This is a genomic window from Frigoribacterium sp. MEB024 (assembly GCF_000878135.1).
Lineage (GTDB): Bacteria > Actinomycetota > Actinomycetes > Actinomycetales > Microbacteriaceae > Frigoribacterium.
In genome coordinates, this window is the sequence record NZ_JXQZ01000002.1 from 1 (window position 1) to 15,647 (window position 15,647).

Annotated in this window: 14 protein-coding genes; 4 read left to right on the forward strand and 10 right to left on the reverse strand. The window is 71.0% G+C overall.

Annotation, left to right across the window (positions count from 1 at the left end; genetic code table 11):
* The 3 genes from SZ60_RS01055 to SZ60_RS01065 all read left to right on the forward strand — a co-directional run.
* A partial coding sequence (locus tag SZ60_RS01055; RefSeq protein WP_043592896.1) for a YbaK/EbsC family protein occupies positions 1–365 on the forward strand: 365 nt, incomplete at its 5' end.
* Positions 366–415: 50 nt separating this feature from the next.
* Complete coding sequence (locus tag SZ60_RS01060; protein ID WP_043592898.1) at positions 416–796, forward strand: RNA-binding S4 domain-containing protein; 381 nt, start codon at positions 416–418, stop codon at positions 794–796.
* Positions 797–954: 158 nt separating this feature from the next.
* On the forward strand, positions 955–1,593 hold the full coding sequence (locus tag SZ60_RS01065) for a hypothetical protein (RefSeq protein WP_043592900.1): 639 nt from the start codon (positions 955–957) through the stop codon (positions 1,591–1,593).
* Positions 1,594–1,630: 37 nt separating this feature from the next.
* Here SZ60_RS01065 and SZ60_RS01070 read toward each other — a convergent pair whose 3' ends face one another.
* The 3 genes from SZ60_RS01070 to SZ60_RS01080 form a co-directional block, all read right to left on the reverse strand.
* Positions 1,631–3,553 carry a helicase HerA-like domain-containing protein gene (locus SZ60_RS01070; protein ID WP_043592902.1) on the reverse strand — a complete coding sequence of 641 codons (1,923 nt, stop codon included), beginning with the start codon at positions 3,551–3,553 and terminating at the stop codon, positions 1,631–1,633.
* A 133-nt stretch (positions 3,554–3,686) separates the two neighbouring features.
* On the reverse strand, positions 3,687–4,397 hold the full coding sequence (locus SZ60_RS01075; RefSeq protein WP_043593041.1) for a phosphatase PAP2 family protein: 711 nt from the start codon (positions 4,395–4,397) through the stop codon (positions 3,687–3,689).
* Positions 4,398–4,489: 92 nt separating this feature from the next.
* Entirely contained in the window at positions 4,490–5,719 is a 1,230-nt protein-coding gene (locus SZ60_RS01080) for a multidrug effflux MFS transporter (protein ID WP_043592904.1), read from the reverse strand.
* A gap of 360 nt (positions 5,720–6,079) precedes the next feature.
* Between SZ60_RS01080 and SZ60_RS01085 the strand changes: the two genes are divergently transcribed.
* Positions 6,080–6,646 carry a TetR/AcrR family transcriptional regulator gene (locus SZ60_RS01085; protein WP_043592905.1) on the forward strand — a complete coding sequence of 189 codons (567 nt, stop codon included), beginning with the start codon at positions 6,080–6,082 and terminating at the stop codon, positions 6,644–6,646.
* A gap of 46 nt (positions 6,647–6,692) precedes the next feature.
* On the opposite strand, the gene SZ60_RS01090 is transcribed toward SZ60_RS01085, so the two are convergent.
* From SZ60_RS01090 to SZ60_RS01120, 7 genes are all read right to left on the reverse strand, one after another.
* The gene (locus tag SZ60_RS01090; RefSeq protein ID WP_043592907.1) at positions 6,693–7,250 is read right to left on the reverse strand and encodes an MOSC domain-containing protein; all 558 of its coding nucleotides are present in this window, start codon (positions 7,248–7,250) and stop codon (positions 6,693–6,695) included.
* Between the two features lie 92 nt (positions 7,251–7,342).
* A complete protein-coding gene (locus SZ60_RS01095; RefSeq protein ID WP_043592909.1) occupies positions 7,343–8,440 on the reverse strand; it encodes a sugar-binding protein in 1,098 nt (365 codons plus the stop codon).
* A gap of 110 nt (positions 8,441–8,550) precedes the next feature.
* Positions 8,551–9,918 carry a multiple monosaccharide ABC transporter permease gene (gene mmsB, locus SZ60_RS01100; RefSeq protein WP_043592911.1) on the reverse strand — a complete coding sequence of 456 codons (1,368 nt, stop codon included), beginning with the start codon at positions 9,916–9,918 and terminating at the stop codon, positions 8,551–8,553.
* Positions 9,915–11,465, reverse strand: a complete 1,551-nt coding sequence (mmsA, locus tag SZ60_RS01105) for a multiple monosaccharide ABC transporter ATP-binding protein (RefSeq protein WP_043592912.1) — start codon at positions 11,463–11,465, stop codon at positions 9,915–9,917. The genes mmsB and mmsA overlap by 4 nt, the downstream gene beginning before the upstream one ends.
* Before the next feature lie 333 nt (positions 11,466–11,798).
* Positions 11,799–12,818 carry a LacI family DNA-binding transcriptional regulator gene (locus tag SZ60_RS01110; RefSeq protein WP_231567019.1) on the reverse strand — a complete coding sequence of 340 codons (1,020 nt, stop codon included), beginning with the start codon at positions 12,816–12,818 and terminating at the stop codon, positions 11,799–11,801.
* 166 nt (positions 12,819–12,984) lie between these two features.
* On the reverse strand, positions 12,985–14,364 hold the full coding sequence (locus tag SZ60_RS01115; RefSeq protein ID WP_043592913.1) for an MFS transporter: 1,380 nt from the start codon (positions 14,362–14,364) through the stop codon (positions 12,985–12,987).
* 122 nt (positions 14,365–14,486) lie between these two features.
* Complete coding sequence (locus tag SZ60_RS01120) at positions 14,487–15,641, reverse strand: cystathionine gamma-synthase (RefSeq protein ID WP_043592914.1); 1,155 nt, start codon at positions 15,639–15,641, stop codon at positions 14,487–14,489.
* Positions 15,642–15,647 lie beyond the last annotated feature (6 nt).

Genomic DNA, 15,647 nt, shown 5'->3' on the forward strand with positions numbered 1-15,647 from the left:
ATGGTCTGCGTGACGGCGCCATCGCCAGCAGCCTGGTGTTCCGCACGGGCGACGAGGCCCTGCTCGTCCTCACGAGCGGGGCCCACCGCGTCGACACCGACCTGGTGGCGTCGACCCTCGGCCACGGTCCGATCATGCGGGCCAACGCCGACCAGGTGAAGCGCGCGACCGGCCAGGTGATCGGCGGCGTCGCCCCGGTGGGCCATCCCAGCCCGGTGCGGACACTCGTCGACACCGCACTGCGGGCCCACGACGTGCTCTGGGCGAGCGCCGGCACCGCCGACACGGTCTTCGCCACCACCTTCGACGAGCTCGTGCGCGTGACCGGCGGCACCCCGGTGCGCGTCGCCGCCGACGACCTCTGAGCCCGGCCCCCACGGTCGTCGACGTCGGCGGCCACCCGTAGCATCGACGCATGCCGCCCCTCACGTCCGCTCGCGTCGACGCCTGGCTCTGGGCCGTCCGGCTCTACAAGACCCGCTCGGCCGCCAACGCCGCCTGCCGCGCCGGTCACGTACGGGTCAACGGCGAGCGTGTGAAGGCCGCCCAGGCCGTGCGTCCCGGTGACGAGGTCCGGGCACGCATCGCGGGCTTCGAGCGCATCGTCGTCGTCAAGACCTGCCTCGTGAAGCGCGTCGGCGCACCGGCCGCGGCCGAGGCGCTGACCGACCTCACTCCCCCGCCACCGCCGCGCGAAGAGGTCGCTGCCGTGCCGGTCCGCGATCGCGGCGCCGGCCGTCCGACCAAGCGCGATCGCCGCGAGATCGAGCGCCTCCGGGACCGCGCCGAGAGCTGACACTCGCTCGACCCACCCGATCGCGGGCTCCCCGCACTGGGGTGGACCGGTCCGGTATCTGTGCGAACGCATCGTCTACGCTGAGGGCACGGCGCTGCCCCGACAGCAGCAGCCTCGGGTCGGGGGACTCGGGGTCACGCCGACCCCAGGGGGACGACATGAACACGACCGACGCGGCGATGCCGACCGAGCGGGGCACCGTGACGGTGCGACCACGGCGCGAACTCGCCCGGGGCGCCACGCTCACCGGCGTCTTCAGCCTGTCACCCGTGCTGATCGCGGTGCTGTGGCTGACCCTGCCGACCGGCCACCAGTGCGGCGTGCTGGCCGTCGCCTGCGGCGTCGTGGTCATGGGACTGCTCATGTACTGGCGCTACCGCCTGTCATACGCGGCGGTCACCCGCACCGAGTTCGTCAAGCGGGGCTGGCTGCCCGGCTTCGTGCGACTGCGCCGCGACGAGATCGACTCGCTCGTGCTCGTCCGCACCTACCGCGACCACTCGACCGAGACCTCCACGCAGTTGCTCGCCCTCGACGGCACGGGTCGCCGCCTGTTCCGCATGCGGGGCACCTACTGGTCCGAGACGTCGGTGGACGCCGTCGTCGACGCGCTCGGCATCCCCACGACCGTCCTGCCCCGCCCGCTGACCCGGCGCGAGTTCTTCGCGGCCTACCCGGACAGCCCGTACTGGTACGAGAGCCGCCCGTGGATCGGCGCCACGATCGCGGGAATCCTCTTCGCCCTGGGCACCGGCACCCTCGTGGTGCTCTTCCGGGTGTTCGGCAGCGGCGCCTGACCTCGTCCACCGGACGCGGGCCCGACCGGCTCGTGATTCAGCGCCGGCGCAGCGTGCCGAAGATGCCCTTCACGACCTCGCGCACGACCGCCTTGCCGGCGCTCGACCCGAGGACCTCGCCGAGCAACCCCCCGGTCGACCCGGCCCGCGACGAGCGGGACCCCGAGGAGGCGCGGGTCGTCGCCCCCCGCCCGGCACGGGCCTTCGCGGCCACCCGCTCGGCCCGCTCGAACTCCTTCTGCTGACGTTCGTACTCGGCCTGCGCGGCCTTCCGCTCGCGTTCGGCGGCGGTGACGGCCTTCGCATCCGCCCTCTCGCGGGCCGCGGCCTCCTTCAGCTGGGCGTCGATCGTGGCCTGCCGCGCCGCGGCGTCGGTTCGCTCCCGCTCGTCGAGCGCGGCGGCCTCGAGCTTGCGGGCCAGCATCTCGCGGGCCGAGTCACGGTCGATCGACGCCCCGTAGGCGGCGGTGAGCGGCGACGCGGCGACCGCAGCCGTCATGACGTCGACGGGCGTCGGCGCCATCGAGCCGCGCGGGGCGCGGAGGCGCGTCCACGCGACCGGGCTGGGAGCCCCCTTCTCGTTCATGACCGTCACCACCGCCTCCCCGGTGGCGAGGCCGGTGAGCACCGCGGCGAGGTCGTAGTCGCTCGTCGGGTACGTCGACACCGTCGCCCGCAGCGCCTTCGCGTCGTCGGGCGTGAAGGCGCGGAGCTGGTGTTGGACGCGCGAGCCGAGCTGGGCGAGCACCTCGCCCGGGACGTCCTTGGGGGTCTGGGTGACGAAGACGATGCCCACGCCCTTGGACCGGATGAGCCGGACGGTCTGCGTGATCTGCGCCAGGAACTCCTTCGAGGCGTCGGCGAACAGCAGATGGGCTTCGTCGAAGAAGAAGACGAGCTTCGGTTTGTCGAGGTCGCCCACCTCGGGCAGGTCGTTGTAGAGGTCGGCGAGCAGCCACATCAGGAACGTCGAGAACAGGGCCGGCTGGTCGTGCACCCCGGGCACCTCGAGGAGGCTCACGACGCCCCGACCGTCCTCGGCCGTGCGGAGGAACTCGGCCGTGTCGATCTCGGGCTCGCCGAAGAACGCGTCGGCCCCGCGGTCGGCGAAGGTGATCAGCTCGCGCAGGATGACCCCGACGGTCTGCTTGCTCAACCCGCCGAGTCCCTCGAGTTCACCCTTGCCCTCGTCGCTGGTCAACCAGGTCAGCACGGCCCGCAGGTCGGAGAGGTCGAGCAGCGGCAGCCCGGCCTGCTCGGCGTAGTGGAACACCAGGCCGAGGCTGCTCTCCTGCGTGTCGTTGAGGCCGAGCACCTTGCTGAGCAGCAGCGACCCGAAACCGCTCACCGTGGCGCGGACCGGCACGCCGGTGCCCTTGCCGCCCAGGGCGAAGTACTCGGTCGGTGCGGCCTGCGGCGACCAGTCCTGGCCGATGCCCCGCGTGCGGGCCAGCAGCTTCTCGTTCGCCTCGCCCGGCGTCGCGATGCCCGAGAGGTCGCCCTTGACGTCGTCCGCGAACACCGGCACCCCGGCCGCCGAGAGCTGCTCGGCGAGCACCTGAAGGGTCTTGGTCTTGCCCGTGCCGGTCGCCCCGGCCACGAGGCCGTGCCGGTTCAGCATCGCGAGCGGGATGCGCACGGGCACGTCCACCCGCGCCTCGCCGTTCACGAGGGCACCGAGCTCGAGGGCGGGACCGTCGAAGCCGTAGCCCGCGCGGATCACGTCGACCGCCGCCTCGTCGAGCGGCCCGCCGAGCGGGGTGGGGAGGCCCTCGACCGGGGCACCCGCGACCGGCTCGGGTTCGGTGAGCCCGGCGTCGGCCGCGGCGTCGGCGACGTCCGCCTCGGCGGCGAGCTGCTCTGCCCGCGCGAGTGCCGCCTCCGCGTCCTGCTTCGCCTTCTCGGCGGCGGCGACCGCTGCGGCGGCCTCCGCCCTGGCCTGCTCGAGCGCGTCCGTCATGCGGCCAGCCTAGGCACCCTGCGCGCTGCGGTCCGGGCGAGTTCGGCGACACCGGGCGACGCCGAACGCCCGCCTCGCACGGACTCGACCGGGATCGACGGCGCGAGCGGGACCGACCGGGCGAGCGACACCGTCAGGCCGGACGACCCTGCCAGATCCAGCCGCGACCGCGCACGCGCTCCTGCTCGTCGAGCAAGCGATGCGCGACCGGGGCCCAGAGCACCACCGCGACCCCGGCGCCGATCAGCAGCCCGCCGATCGTGTCGGTCAGCCAGTGCGCGCCGAGGTACGTGCGGCTGAGCAGCATCAGCACCGTGTAGACCACACCGGCGACCCACACCCAGACGCGTCGCAGGATCACCCCGAGCACGACGGCCAGCGTCGCGGCGTTGGACGTGTGCCCCGAGGGGAACGAGCCGTAGTCGCTCACCACGAGGATGTCCTCGGGGCGGGCACGGCCGAACGTGTGCTTGACGACCTGGACGACCCCGGCACTGACCGCGCAGGCGGCGATCCAGTAGAGCGCGGCCCACGGGCGACGGCGCAACAGGAACACCGCGGTGACGCCCAGCGGGACGACGAAGACGCCGACCACCCCGGCACCGATCGAGTTGAAGATCAACGAGGGCACGTCCCAGAACGGGCTGCGGTGCTCGACCAGTTCGCCCATGAACCGCTCGTCGACGCCGATCACCCCCGACCGGGCCGTGATCACGACGCCGAGCAGCAGCACGACGCCGATGGCGCCGAGCGCGCTGAACACCCACCAGCGGCGCTGCACGCGCCGGGCCACCCGCTCTTCGGACGGCGAGGCGGGCTTCGGGGCGAGCGGGTCGGTGCGCATCCCCAGACGGTACCGGGAGGCGCGGGTCGGCGACCGGGAGGCACCGGTCGTCGACGCACGACGGTCGTGGACGGACGACCAGGAGGCGCGGGTCAGCGACCCAGCGCCGGCACCGTCCGCGGGCGCACCAGCAGCCACAGGCTCGCGATGGCCACGCACGAGGTGGCGACCATGACGCTGCCCATCGGCACGGCGGACCCGATGCCGAGGAACCCGACCACCGGCGAGATGAGTCCCGCCAGGCCGAAGTTCAGCGCACCGAGCAACGACGCCGCCGTCCCTGCCTCCTTGCCGTGGTTGGCGAGCCCGAGCACCTGGACCTGCGGGAACGAGAAGCCGCAGGCCGCGATGAAGAACCACAGCGGCACGAGGATGCCCACGAGCCCGGCCCCGAGCGAGTCGAGCACGACGATCGACGCGGCGGCGAGCAACAGGACGACCGTCGAGCAGGCGAGGATCCACTGCGGCCCGACCCGCCGGGCCAGCCGCGAGCTGATCTGGACGCCGGCGACGATCCCGAGCGAGTTGATCGCGAACAGGTAGCCGTACTGCTGGGCGTTCAGGCCATACACCTCTTGGAAGAGGAACGACGAGGCCGAGAGGTACGAGAACAGGCCCGAGAAGACCATCGCCCCGATCAGGGCGACGCCGACGAAGATCCGGTCGCTGAAGAGCACCTTGTAGCGCTGTCCGAGGGTCGTGTGCCCGGCCTCGTGCCGCCGCGCGGGCGGCAGGGTCTCGACGATCAGGAAGATCGCTGCGATGATCACGAACGCGCCGTAGGCCACGAGGAACACGAAGATGCCGCGCCAGCTGGTGAAGGCCAGCAGCTGCGAGCCGATGACGGGCGCGACGATGGGGGCGAGCCCGTTCACCAGGGCGAGACGCGACAGCATGCGCACGAGCGGCAGCCCACCGAACAGGTCGCGCACCGTCGCCATGGCGACGACGCCCCCGGCGGCGGCACCCATGCCCTGCAGCACCCGGAAGACGGCGAGCAGCTCGATGGTCGGCGCGCTGGCGGCACCGATGCTGGCGAGGATGTGCACGGCGGTCGCGACGATCAGCGGCGTGCGACGGCCGACCTTGTCGCTCCACGGCCCGACCAGCAGCTGCCCCACCCCGAAGCCGATCGTCGTCGCCGTCAGCGTCAGCTGGATGACGCCGCTGTCGACGGAGAAGTCCCGGCTGAGTTCGGGGAACGCCGGCAGGTAGAGGTCGATCGTGAACGGCCCGAGCGCGGTGAGGGCGCCGAGCACGACGACGTAGACGAGCCGCTGGCGGCGGGTCAGGGAGTCACCCGGGTGGACGACGGTGGTCACGAGGCAGGTCCTGTCTGGGGGGTCGCGGAGGGGCGGTCACGGAGGAGGGGCACGGGGCGGTCACGGATCGGGGCACGCGAGGAGGCGCGGCCGGGACGACCGGGTCGGCTCGCGGCTCGAATCGATGCGACCGAACCATTGAGCACGACCACCACGGGATCGGAGGGGGTGGGAGAAGGGAGGGGAACGGCGTCGCTGCACGACACCCGTCGGTTCTCAGCCTAACCCTGCCGTGGACCCCCGCGACAGCCCTTCCGCCTCGGCGGCTCGCGCCGTGCCGTGTCGGCGCGTCGGCCCGGTCTAGGCTCGACCTGGCCTCGGACGCGATCGTCCCGTCCGGGTCCCCGAGGAGGAACGTCCATGGTCGACGCGCGCATAGTCCAGACCACGAAGGCACTGCACGCCGCCGTCGTCGAGCTCGCCTCGACCCGGCCCGTGTCGAGCATCTCGGTCGCCGACGTCACCCGGGCCGCGGGGATCAACCGCGCCACGTTCTACAGCCACGCGACCTCGCCCGGCAGCCTGCTCACCGCGGTGCTCACCCCCGAACTCGACGCGATCCGTGACGAGGACCACGCGCTGCGGCTCGACGGCCGGGCCGACGGCCCCGACGCGACGCGGCGCGCGATGGAGAAGGTCGTCGACCACGTCGTGCGGTACCGCGAGATCTACCGTCTCGCCCTGCCCGACCCGCTCGACGCCTCGATCCACCAGGCGCTGGCCCGCCACTTCGAGGAGTCGAGCGTTCAGCACCTCGCCGGACTGCCCGCCGGCAGCCTCCCCGAGGGGCTCGCGGTGCACATCGCCGCCGGCCACCTGGCACACGGGCTCGTGGGCGCCGTCGAGGCCTGGCTCGGCGGCAAGCGGACGAGCCGACGCGCCCTGCTCGACACCATGAACCTCATGCTGCCCACCTGGTGGGGTTGACCCGGAGCGCTCCCCGTTCCGACGGGTCGGCGGGACGCCCGACCGCCTAGGAGGCGCGCAGCAGTCCCGGCCCCACGCGCAGCACCCCGTCGGTGAGCGGTTCGCAGCGGACTCCCCCGCGTCCTCGCAGGGCGCGGAACGCCCCTGTACCGAAGACCACGTCCATCCACGCGCACGGGTTCGCCGCCCGTGTCGCGCGGAACGACACCGGGCCGTCGCCCGTGTCGAGGTCGAACTCGTACCCCACGAGGGCATCGACGTCGACACCCCTCACGACCACGTTGCGCCGCGCCAGGGCGGCGTCGAGCCGGGCCCCCGGGGGCAGGCCGAGCTCGCGGGCGACGTGCTCCAGCTGCTCGGCCGCGAAGAGGGTGACCGAGGCGCCGCGGTGCGCCGGAGCGTTGAAGTAGCGGTCGCCCACGATGCCGAGGTGGGCCCGCACGGTGACGTCGTCGTGCGACTCGTGCCCCGTGGTCGGCACCGGGGCCGGGCCGTCGGCGGGGCGGCCGACGTAGCGGGACCGGGGCGACGCGAGCAGCAGCTCGACCGTGACCGGCGTGGTCGACGCGGCCCGCGCCTCCTGCGCTCGTCGGTCGGTGTCCACGGACGCACGATACCGCCCACCGACGACGACGGCCGGACACCCCGTGCGGGGTGCCCGGCCGGTGCCGGTGCTGCCCGAGGGCAGCGGGAGTGCTACTTGGTGAGCGGCTCGAGCGTCGTGTCGTTGGCGTACGCCTCGGCGGCGTTGTCCTTGGTCACGATCTGCGGGGGCAGCAGATAGGCCGGGACGACCTTGCTGCCGTTGTCGTACGACTTGTCGTCGTTCGTCTCGGCCTTGTCGCCCTTGCTGAGCGAGCTGACCATCGCGACGGCCTGCTTCACGAGGTTGCGGGTGTCCTTGTTGATGGTCGAGTACTGCTCGCCGGCCATGATCGACTTGACCGACTCGACCTCGGAGTCCTGACCGGTGACGGTCGGGATGTCCTTGCCGGCCTGCTTCACCGAGGTGATGATGGCGCGGGCCAGGGTGTCGTTCGGGCTCAGGACGCCGTCGAGCTCCTTGTCACCGTAGGTGCTGGTGAGCAGCGAGTCCATGCGACGCTGAGCGTTCTCGGGCTTCCAGCCGTCGGTCGCCGTCTGCTTGATGTCGGTCTGGCCCGAGGCGACGACGAGGGTGCCGTCGTCGATCTTCGGCTGCAGGACGCTCATCGCGCCGTCGAAGAAGACCTTCGAGTTGGCGTCGTCCGACGAGCCGGAGAACAGCTCGACGTTGTAGGGGCCGTCGGCCTTCTTCGCGGCCATGCCGTCGAGCAGGGCCTGGCCCTGGAGCTCGCCGACCTTGAAGTTGTCGTACGCGACGTAGTAGTCGACGTCCTCGGTGTTGAGGATCAGGCGGTCGTAGGCGATGACCACGGCGCCGGCGTCGTGGGCGGCCTTGACCTGGGTGCCGAGCTGGCCACCGTCGGCGGCACCGATGATGATGACCTTGGCGCCCTTGGTGACCATGGACTGGATCTCGTCCTGCTGGTTCGCGACGGTGCCGCTGGCGGCCGCGTACTGCACGTCGGGCTTGAACCCGGCGTCCGTGAGGTCCTTGGTGAACAGGTCACCGGCGAGGACCCAGTTCTCGCTCGTCTTGGCGGGCAGGGCCACGCCGATGGTCGAGCCGGACTCGAAGCCCGAGGCCGCGTCGCCCGAACCCGCGTCGGTGCGGGCCGAGTTCGAGCAGCCGCTCAGGATCAGCGTCGTTGCTGCGGCGACCGCGAAGGTCGTCAGCGCGAGTTTGCGCATGCTGTGTCTACTTTCTCGTTGTGAGGGGTGATGCCGTGTGGTCGCCCGCGGTGCGGACTCCCGGTGGAGGCGCGCCCGGCCGTCGATGGACGGGCGCGCGGGTGGTGGGTCTAGTTGGGCGTCGTGGCCTTGGGACGCTGCACGTCCGAGATGTCGCCGTTCGGGGTGAGGGCGGGCTCGGTCGTCTCGGCGTCGCGACCGACGCCGTTCTGGGCGCCCGGGGGCAGGTCGGAGGCCGCGATGCCGTTCTTGTCGCGACGCAGGCCCCGGGTGAGGAACCCGGTGATGGAAGGACGACCCTGGCTCTTGTTGTAGACGTCGACCGCGACCGCGATCAGGAGCACGAGGCCCTTGATCATCTGCACCTTGTCGGAGCCGACGCCCATGAGCTGCAGGCCGTTGTTCAGCACGGCGATGACGAAACCACCGACGATCGAGCCGGTCACCGTGCCGATGCCGCCGGCGACGGCGGCACCACCGATGAAGACCGAGGCGATGGCGTCGAGCTCCCAGTTGAGGCCGTCCTGCGGGCCGGAGGCACCGGCACGGGCGACGTAGATCATGCCGGCCAGAGCGGCGAGCACGGACATGTTCATCATGACGAAGAAGTTGATGCGCTTCGCCTTGACGCCCGAGAGCTCGGCGGCGTGAGAGTTGCCACCCACCGCGTAGATGTGCCGACCGAAGATCGTGTTCTGCGTGACGAAGCCGTAGACCAGGACGAGCACGCCGAGGATGATGCCCGAGATCGGGAACGACGTCCCGACGCGGCCGCCGGCGAACAGCGTCGCGGCGTAGGCGATGATCGCGACCAGCACGACCAGCTTGACGGCGCTGACCCAGAGGGGAGCCCGCTCGGAGCCCATCTTCTGCTGGATGCGACGCAGACGGAACTCGTTGTAGACCACGGCGACGATGATGACGAGGCCGAGCAGCAGGGTCGCGTTGTTGTAGCCGGTGTTCGGACCGAACTCGGGGAGGTAACCCGCGCCGATGACCGTGAAGCCCTCGGGGACCGGGATGGTGTCGGCGTTGCCGACGAACTGGTTGGCACCGCGGAAGAGCAGCATGCCGGCCAGCGTCACGATGAAGGCGGGGACGCCGACGTAGGCGACCCAGAAGCCCTGCCAGGCACCGATGACCACGCCGACCACGAGGCCGAGCAGGATCGCGGCACCCCACGGAAGACCCCAGCTGTCCATCGCCTTGGCGACGACGATGCCGCTGAAGGCGGCGACCGAACCGACCGAGAGGTCGATGTGACCGGCCACGATGACCATCACCATGCCGATGGCGAGGATCAGGATGTACGAGTACTGGCTGACCAGGGCGATGAGGTTCGTGGGCTGCAGGGTGAGCCCGTCGGTCAGCACCTGGAAGATCAGGATGGCCACGACGAGCGTCGCGATCATGCCGAACTGGCGCGCGTTCGACGTGTTGCCGCCGAACACCTTCTTCAGGTCTTTGATGCCACTCATGCGGCTTGCTCCTTCTTCTTCGAGGTCATGGTTCGCATGAGCGTCTCGGCGTCGGCCTCGGAGGCCTCGATCTCGTTCGTGACGGAACCCTCGAAGATCGTGTAGATGCGATCGGAGAGCCCCAGCAGCTCGGGCAGTTCGGACGAGATGACGATCACGCCTTTGCCCTGGGCCGCGAGCTGGTTGATGATGTTGTAGATCTCGAACTTGGCGCCCACGTCGATGCCTCGCGTGGGCTCGTCGAGGATGAGCAGGTCGGGGTCGGTGAACATCCACTTCGCCAGGACGACCTTCTGCTGGTTGCCGCCGGACAGCTTGGCGACCCCTTCGTCGACCGTGGGGGTCTTGACGCGCAGGCTCTTGCGGTAGTCCTCGGCGATCGAGTGCTCTTCGTAGGTGTTGACCACGGAGGCCTTCGAGATCTTGGTGAGCTTGGCCGCGACCGTCGAGCGCTTGATGTCGTCGAGCAGGTTGAGCCCCAGCACCTTCCGGTCTTCGGAGACGTAGGCCAGGCCGTTGTCGATCGCGTCCGAGACGTTCTTGATCTCGATCTTCTCGCCGTCCTTGACGATCTCGCCCGAGACGAACTGACCGTACGAGCGACCGAAGATGCTCATCGCGAGCTCGGTGCGACCGGCGCCCATGAGGCCGGCCAGGCCGACGATCTCGCCCTTGCGGACGGTGATGGACGAGCCCTTGCAGACGAAGCGCTCGGCGGTCTGCGGGTGGCGCACCCACCAGTCCTTGACCTCGAAGAAGACCTCGCCGATCTTCGGCGTGCGGTCGGGGAACCGGCTGGCCAGGTTGCGGCCGACCATGCCGCGGATGATGCGGTCCTCGTTGACGCCGTCTTCTTTCACGTCGAGCGTCTCGATGGTCTTGCCGTCACGGATGATCGTGATGGAGTCGGCGATGGCCTCGATCTCGTTGAGCTTGTGGCTGATCATGATCGACGAGATGCCGCGACCCTTGAGGCCCCGGATCAGGTCGAGCAGGTGCTGCGAGTCGGCCTCGTTCAGGGCGGCGGTCGGCTCGTCGAGGATCAGCAGCTTGACGTTCTTGTTGAGCGCCTTGGCGATCTCGACGAGCTGCTGCTTGCCCACGCCGAGGTTCTTGATGGCGGTGTCGGGGTCGTCCTTGAGGCCCACGCGGGCGAGCAGGTCGATCGCCTTCGTCTTGGCCGCGCGCCAGTCGATGGCCCCGAAGCGGGTCGGCTCGTTGCCGAGGAAGATGTTCTCGGTGATGGAGAGCTCGGGGATCAGCGCCAGCTCTTGGTGGATGATCACGATGCCCTGCGACTCGCTCGAGCGGATGTCGCGGAAGCGCATCTCGGCCCCCTGGTAGACGATGTCGCCCGTGTAGGTGCCGAACGGGTAGACGCCCGAGAGGACCTTCATCAGCGTCGACTTGCCGGCGCCGTTCTCGCCGCAGATCGCGTGCACCTCACCGGCGCGGACCTGCATCGACACGTCGTCGAGCGCCTTGACGCCCGGGAACTCCTTCGTGATGGAGCGCATCTCGAGGATGACGGGAGAATCAACGCCCATGCGGGGCACCCCCGGGGATGTGGCTGCTCGCGAGCTGTTCGCTCTGCGTCACGGCACTGGGCACGTCGTCCTCGACCTTCGACCTCGTCGTCGTCCGTCGGTGATGTGCACCGACGGGCATCCTGTGATTCGTCGCCGCCGTGCCGGGCCGTTCGTCGAGCCTGGCGAAGGGGCCGGACCCGCCGAATGTGACCGTTCACACTGCGACTGGAGCAAAGCTAATCCCGAGAGGGGATGCTGTCAAATGCCGATGCCGATCCGTTATGGAACGCAGGCCGGCCGACGCGCGCCGCACCTCCTGAGGGCTCGTCCCGCCGTGTGGCGCCGGGCCGGTCAGAGGAACCAGGGGCGCGAGGTCGAGCCGCGCACCACCAGTTCCGGAGGGATCAACGTGCGGTCGACGACCGTGCCGCCCTCGAGCTCGGCCACGACGAGTTCGACGGCGCGCCGGCCGATCAGGGCGAAGTCCTGACGCACGGTCGTGAGCGGCGGCCACAGGTGCGGCGCGGTCGGCGAGTCGTCGAAACCGACGACGCTGACCTCGCGGGGCACGTCGACGTCGGCCTCGCGGAAGGCGTGCAACAAGCCCACGGCCATCAGGTCGTTGGCCGAGAAGACGGCGGTGAAGTCGCGGCGACGCAGCAGTTCTTGCCCGGCCGTGTAGCCGAAGTCGGCGGTCAGGTCGCCGAGGATGGGCGGCTCGATCGACAACTCGGCCTCGCCCATCTCGAAGAGGAAGCCCTGCATCCGCTCGTCGGCCTCGATCCAGTCCTGAGGGCCGGCGACGTGCACGATGTGCCGATGGCCGAGGTCGATCAGGTGCCGGGTGGCGAGGCGCGCCCCTTCGAACTGGTCGACCGAGAGGCTGTGCGCCCGGGCCCGCTGCGTCGAGTCGAGAGCGACGATGGGCACGTCGAGGTCGAGCTCGTCGATCACGTCGAAGAACTTGCGTTGCGGAGCGATGACGATGATCGCCTCGACCGCCTGGGCGGTCAGCAGCTGCAGACTCGCCCGGACGTCGTCCGACACCGTGGTCGTGCTCGCGATGCTCAGCCGATAGCCGGCGGTGCGGGCCGCGACCTCGATGGCGTTGACGATCGTCTGCGGCCCGAAGTGGACGTTCTGCAGGGTGAGCACGCCGATCGCCTTCGACCGGCTGGTGACCAGGGCCCGCGCGGCCTGGTTCGGCCGGTAGCCGATCTCGTCGATGACGTCGAGCACCTTCTGCCGGGTGCTCGGCCGGATGCTGGGGCTGTCGTTGAGCACGCGCGAGACGGTCTGGTACGAGACCCCCGCGAGGGCGGCGACGTCGCGGATGTTGGGAGCACGCACCTTGTCGATGTCAGGCTTCACCGTCGCTCCGTCGCTCTGTGACCGGATGATGTGACCGTACACATCGTCGTCCGGAGACCATTATGCATTCCCCGGAGGCCGCCCAAGACCCGTCCGGGGGTCACCACCGCGTCATGCCCTCCACTCGCCGGTCGAGCGCCGGCGCCGTCGGCCGGAGGAGGCGCGGTCACCGACCGCGGGGCACCGCCCGGCCGCTGAGGGCGAGCGCCAGCACCGCCACGCCCGTGCCGACCGTGAAGCAGGCGACGAAGGCGATCGGGCTGGACGCCCCGCCGAGCAGCCCGAAGGCGGCCCCGGTCAGCGCCAGCGCGACGGCCGAGCCGGTGGAGTCGGCGATGGTCAGCGCCGAGCTGTTGAACCCGCGCGCGGACTCGGTCGAGAGGGCGAGGACGAGCACCGAGAAGCGCGGGTACATGAACCCCATGCCGAACCCCGCGACGGCCCAGGTCGCGATGAGGAAGGCCGGTGGCAGGTGGAACAGGGGGGTCAGCGCCGCGACGACGACGCCGATCAGCACCAGGACGATGCCGATGCGGATGCCGTCGCGCTGGGCCACCCGGTCGCCGAGCCGCCCCTGCACCCAGCTGGCGAACGCCCAGCCGAGCGCCCCGAGGGTCAGGGTGACCCCCGAGGCCGAGGCGCTGAAGTCGTATTCGGCCGAGAGCATGTACGGGATGTACACCTCGCTGCCGAGGAACGCCGCCCCGACCAGGCCGCGCAGCAGCACCAGGGTGGGCAGCCCCGGGGTCGCGCGCAACGTGCCGGGCGGCAGCAGGGGCCTCAGGGCCACGGCGAGCACGACGACCGCCAGGACGATGACGACGACGGTGAGCCAGGTCGGGAACTCGGACACGAGGTTCAGGGCCAGCACGCCGAGGGCCGCGCCGATCGACCAGAGGATGCGGCCGATGCTCCACGGGACGCGCTGCCCGCCCTCGGCCACCACGGGCGGAGGGACGCGACGCAGGCTCGGCAGGACGGCGAAGAACGCCGGCACGGCGAGGCCCAGCGCCCCGAGGAAGACCCAGTGCCAGCCCACCGTCTCGGCCACGACGCCGGCGACGAGCGGCCCGACCAGCCCCGGCACGACCCAGGCCGCGGCGAAGCCCGCGAAGATCGAGGGGTGCAGACCCGGCGGGTAGAGCCGGGCGACCATGACGTAGAGCCCGACGATGACCGCGCCCGAGCCGACGCCCTGGACCAGGCGGCCGAGCAGCAGCACGACCATGTCGGGCGCGGTGCCGACGACGAGCAGCCCGACGGCGAACAGCAGCATCGACGCGATGACGACGACGCGGGGCCCGCTGCGGTCGGCCCAGTTGCCCGCCACCACCATGCCGACCAGGCCCGAGGCGAGGGGCGCGGCGAAGCTGAGCGAGTAGAGCGCCTCGCCGTCGAGCTCGCGGCTGATGATCGGCATGATCGTCGTGACCGCGAGCGACTCGAAGGCCGCGATGCCGATCAACGCGCACATGCCCAGCGTGGCGAGCCGGTACCGACCGCTGAGCACGCCCTCGGGGCGGGTGCTCACGGCGGCGTCGGACATGCGACGAGCCTAGGCCGAGCCGCCGACACGACGCGACGGCGAGGGACGGGACGCGACGACCCGAGGAGGCGCGGTGAAGGACTCCCCCGCACCGCGCCTCCTCGGGTCGTGTCGCGAGCCGCCTAGGCGTCGAGGCGCGAGAGCGCCTGCGTGACGTCGCCGAGCAGGTCGTCGACGTCCTCGATGCCGACCGACAGCCGCACGATCGAGTCGGGCACCTCGAGCTCGGTGCCGCGCACCGAGGCGTGGGTCATCTCGCTCGGGTAGCCGATCAGCGACTCGACGCCGCCGAGCGACTCGGCCAGCTGGAACAGCTCGGTCGACTCGGCGAACCGCCGGGCCGCCGCGGCACCCGCGGTCAACTGGACCGAGAGCATGCCGCCGAACGCCCGCATCTGCCGGGCGGCGAGCTCGTGCCCCGGGTGCGACTCGAGCCCCGGGTAGTAGACGCGCTCGACGGCCGGGTGGCCCTCGAGTGCGTGGGCGATCGCCAGCGCGTTGGACGAGTGGCGGTCGACGCGCACGCCGAGCGTCTTGATGCCGCGCACCGTCAGCCAGGCCTCCATCGGCGCCGACACGGCTCCGACGCCGAACTGGATGAAACCGACCTTCGCGGCGAGCTCGTCGTCGCGCACGACCACGGCCCCGCCGACGACGTCCGAGTGGCCGCCGATGTACTTCGTCGTCGAGTGCACGACCGCGTCGGCCCCGAGCGCCAGGGGCTGCTGCAGGTACGGCGACGCGAAGGTGTTGTCGACGACGACGACGGCTCCGGCCGCGTGACCGATCTCGGCGAGCGCCGCGATGTCGCTGATCTTCATCAGCGGGTTGCTGGGCGTCTCGACCCAGAGGACGGCCGTCGGGGCGGCCTGGACGGCGGCGCGCACGGCGTCGAGGTCGCTCATCTCGACCGTGTCGAGCGTGACTCCCCAGGGCACCCAGACCCGGTTGACGAGGCGGTGCGTGCCGCCGTAGACGTCGTTGCCCATGACGATGCGCGTGCCGGGCGCCAGGACCGAGCGCAGCAGCGCGTCCTCGGCCGACAGCCCCGACGCGAAGCTGAACGCCGCGGCGCCGCCCTCGAGGTCGGCGAGCAGGGTCTGCAGCGAGTCGCGCGTCGGGTTCGCCGACCGGGCGTACTCGTAGCCGCCGCGGAACCCGCCGATGCCGTCCTGCACGAAGGTGGACGACTGGTAGATCGGGGGGACGACGGCACCGGTGGTGGGGTCGAACTCCTGGCCGGCGTGGATCGCCCGGGTCGAGAAACCGTGGGTCATGGGGTG

Bases quoted from the DNA above. Each gene is read 5' to 3' on its own strand.
- SZ60_RS01060 (WP_043592898.1), top strand. From the start codon at position 416: ATGCCGCCCCTCACGTCCGCTCGCGTCGACGCCTGGCTCTGGGCCGTC.
- SZ60_RS01065 (WP_043592900.1), top strand. From the start codon at position 955: ATGAACACGACCGACGCGGCGATGCCGACCGAGCGGGGCACCGTGACG.
- SZ60_RS01070 (WP_043592902.1), bottom strand. From the start codon at position 3,553: ATGACGGACGCGCTCGAGCAGGCCAGGGCGGAGGCCGCCGCAGCGGTC.
- SZ60_RS01075 (WP_043593041.1), bottom strand. From the start codon at position 4,397: ATGCGCACCGACCCGCTCGCCCCGAAGCCCGCCTCGCCGTCCGAAGAG.
- SZ60_RS01085 (WP_043592905.1), top strand. From the start codon at position 6,080: ATGGTCGACGCGCGCATAGTCCAGACCACGAAGGCACTGCACGCCGCC.
- SZ60_RS01095 (WP_043592909.1), bottom strand. From the start codon at position 8,440: ATGCGCAAACTCGCGCTGACGACCTTCGCGGTCGCCGCAGCAACGACG.
- mmsB (WP_043592911.1), bottom strand. From the start codon at position 9,918: ATGAGTGGCATCAAAGACCTGAAGAAGGTGTTCGGCGGCAACACGTCG.
- mmsA (WP_043592912.1), bottom strand. From the start codon at position 11,465: ATGGGCGTTGATTCTCCCGTCATCCTCGAGATGCGCTCCATCACGAAG.
- SZ60_RS01115 (WP_043592913.1), bottom strand. From the start codon at position 14,364: ATGTCCGACGCCGCCGTGAGCACCCGCCCCGAGGGCGTGCTCAGCGGT.
- SZ60_RS01120 (WP_043592914.1), bottom strand. From the start codon at position 15,641: ATGACCCACGGTTTCTCGACCCGGGCGATCCACGCCGGCCAGGAGTTC.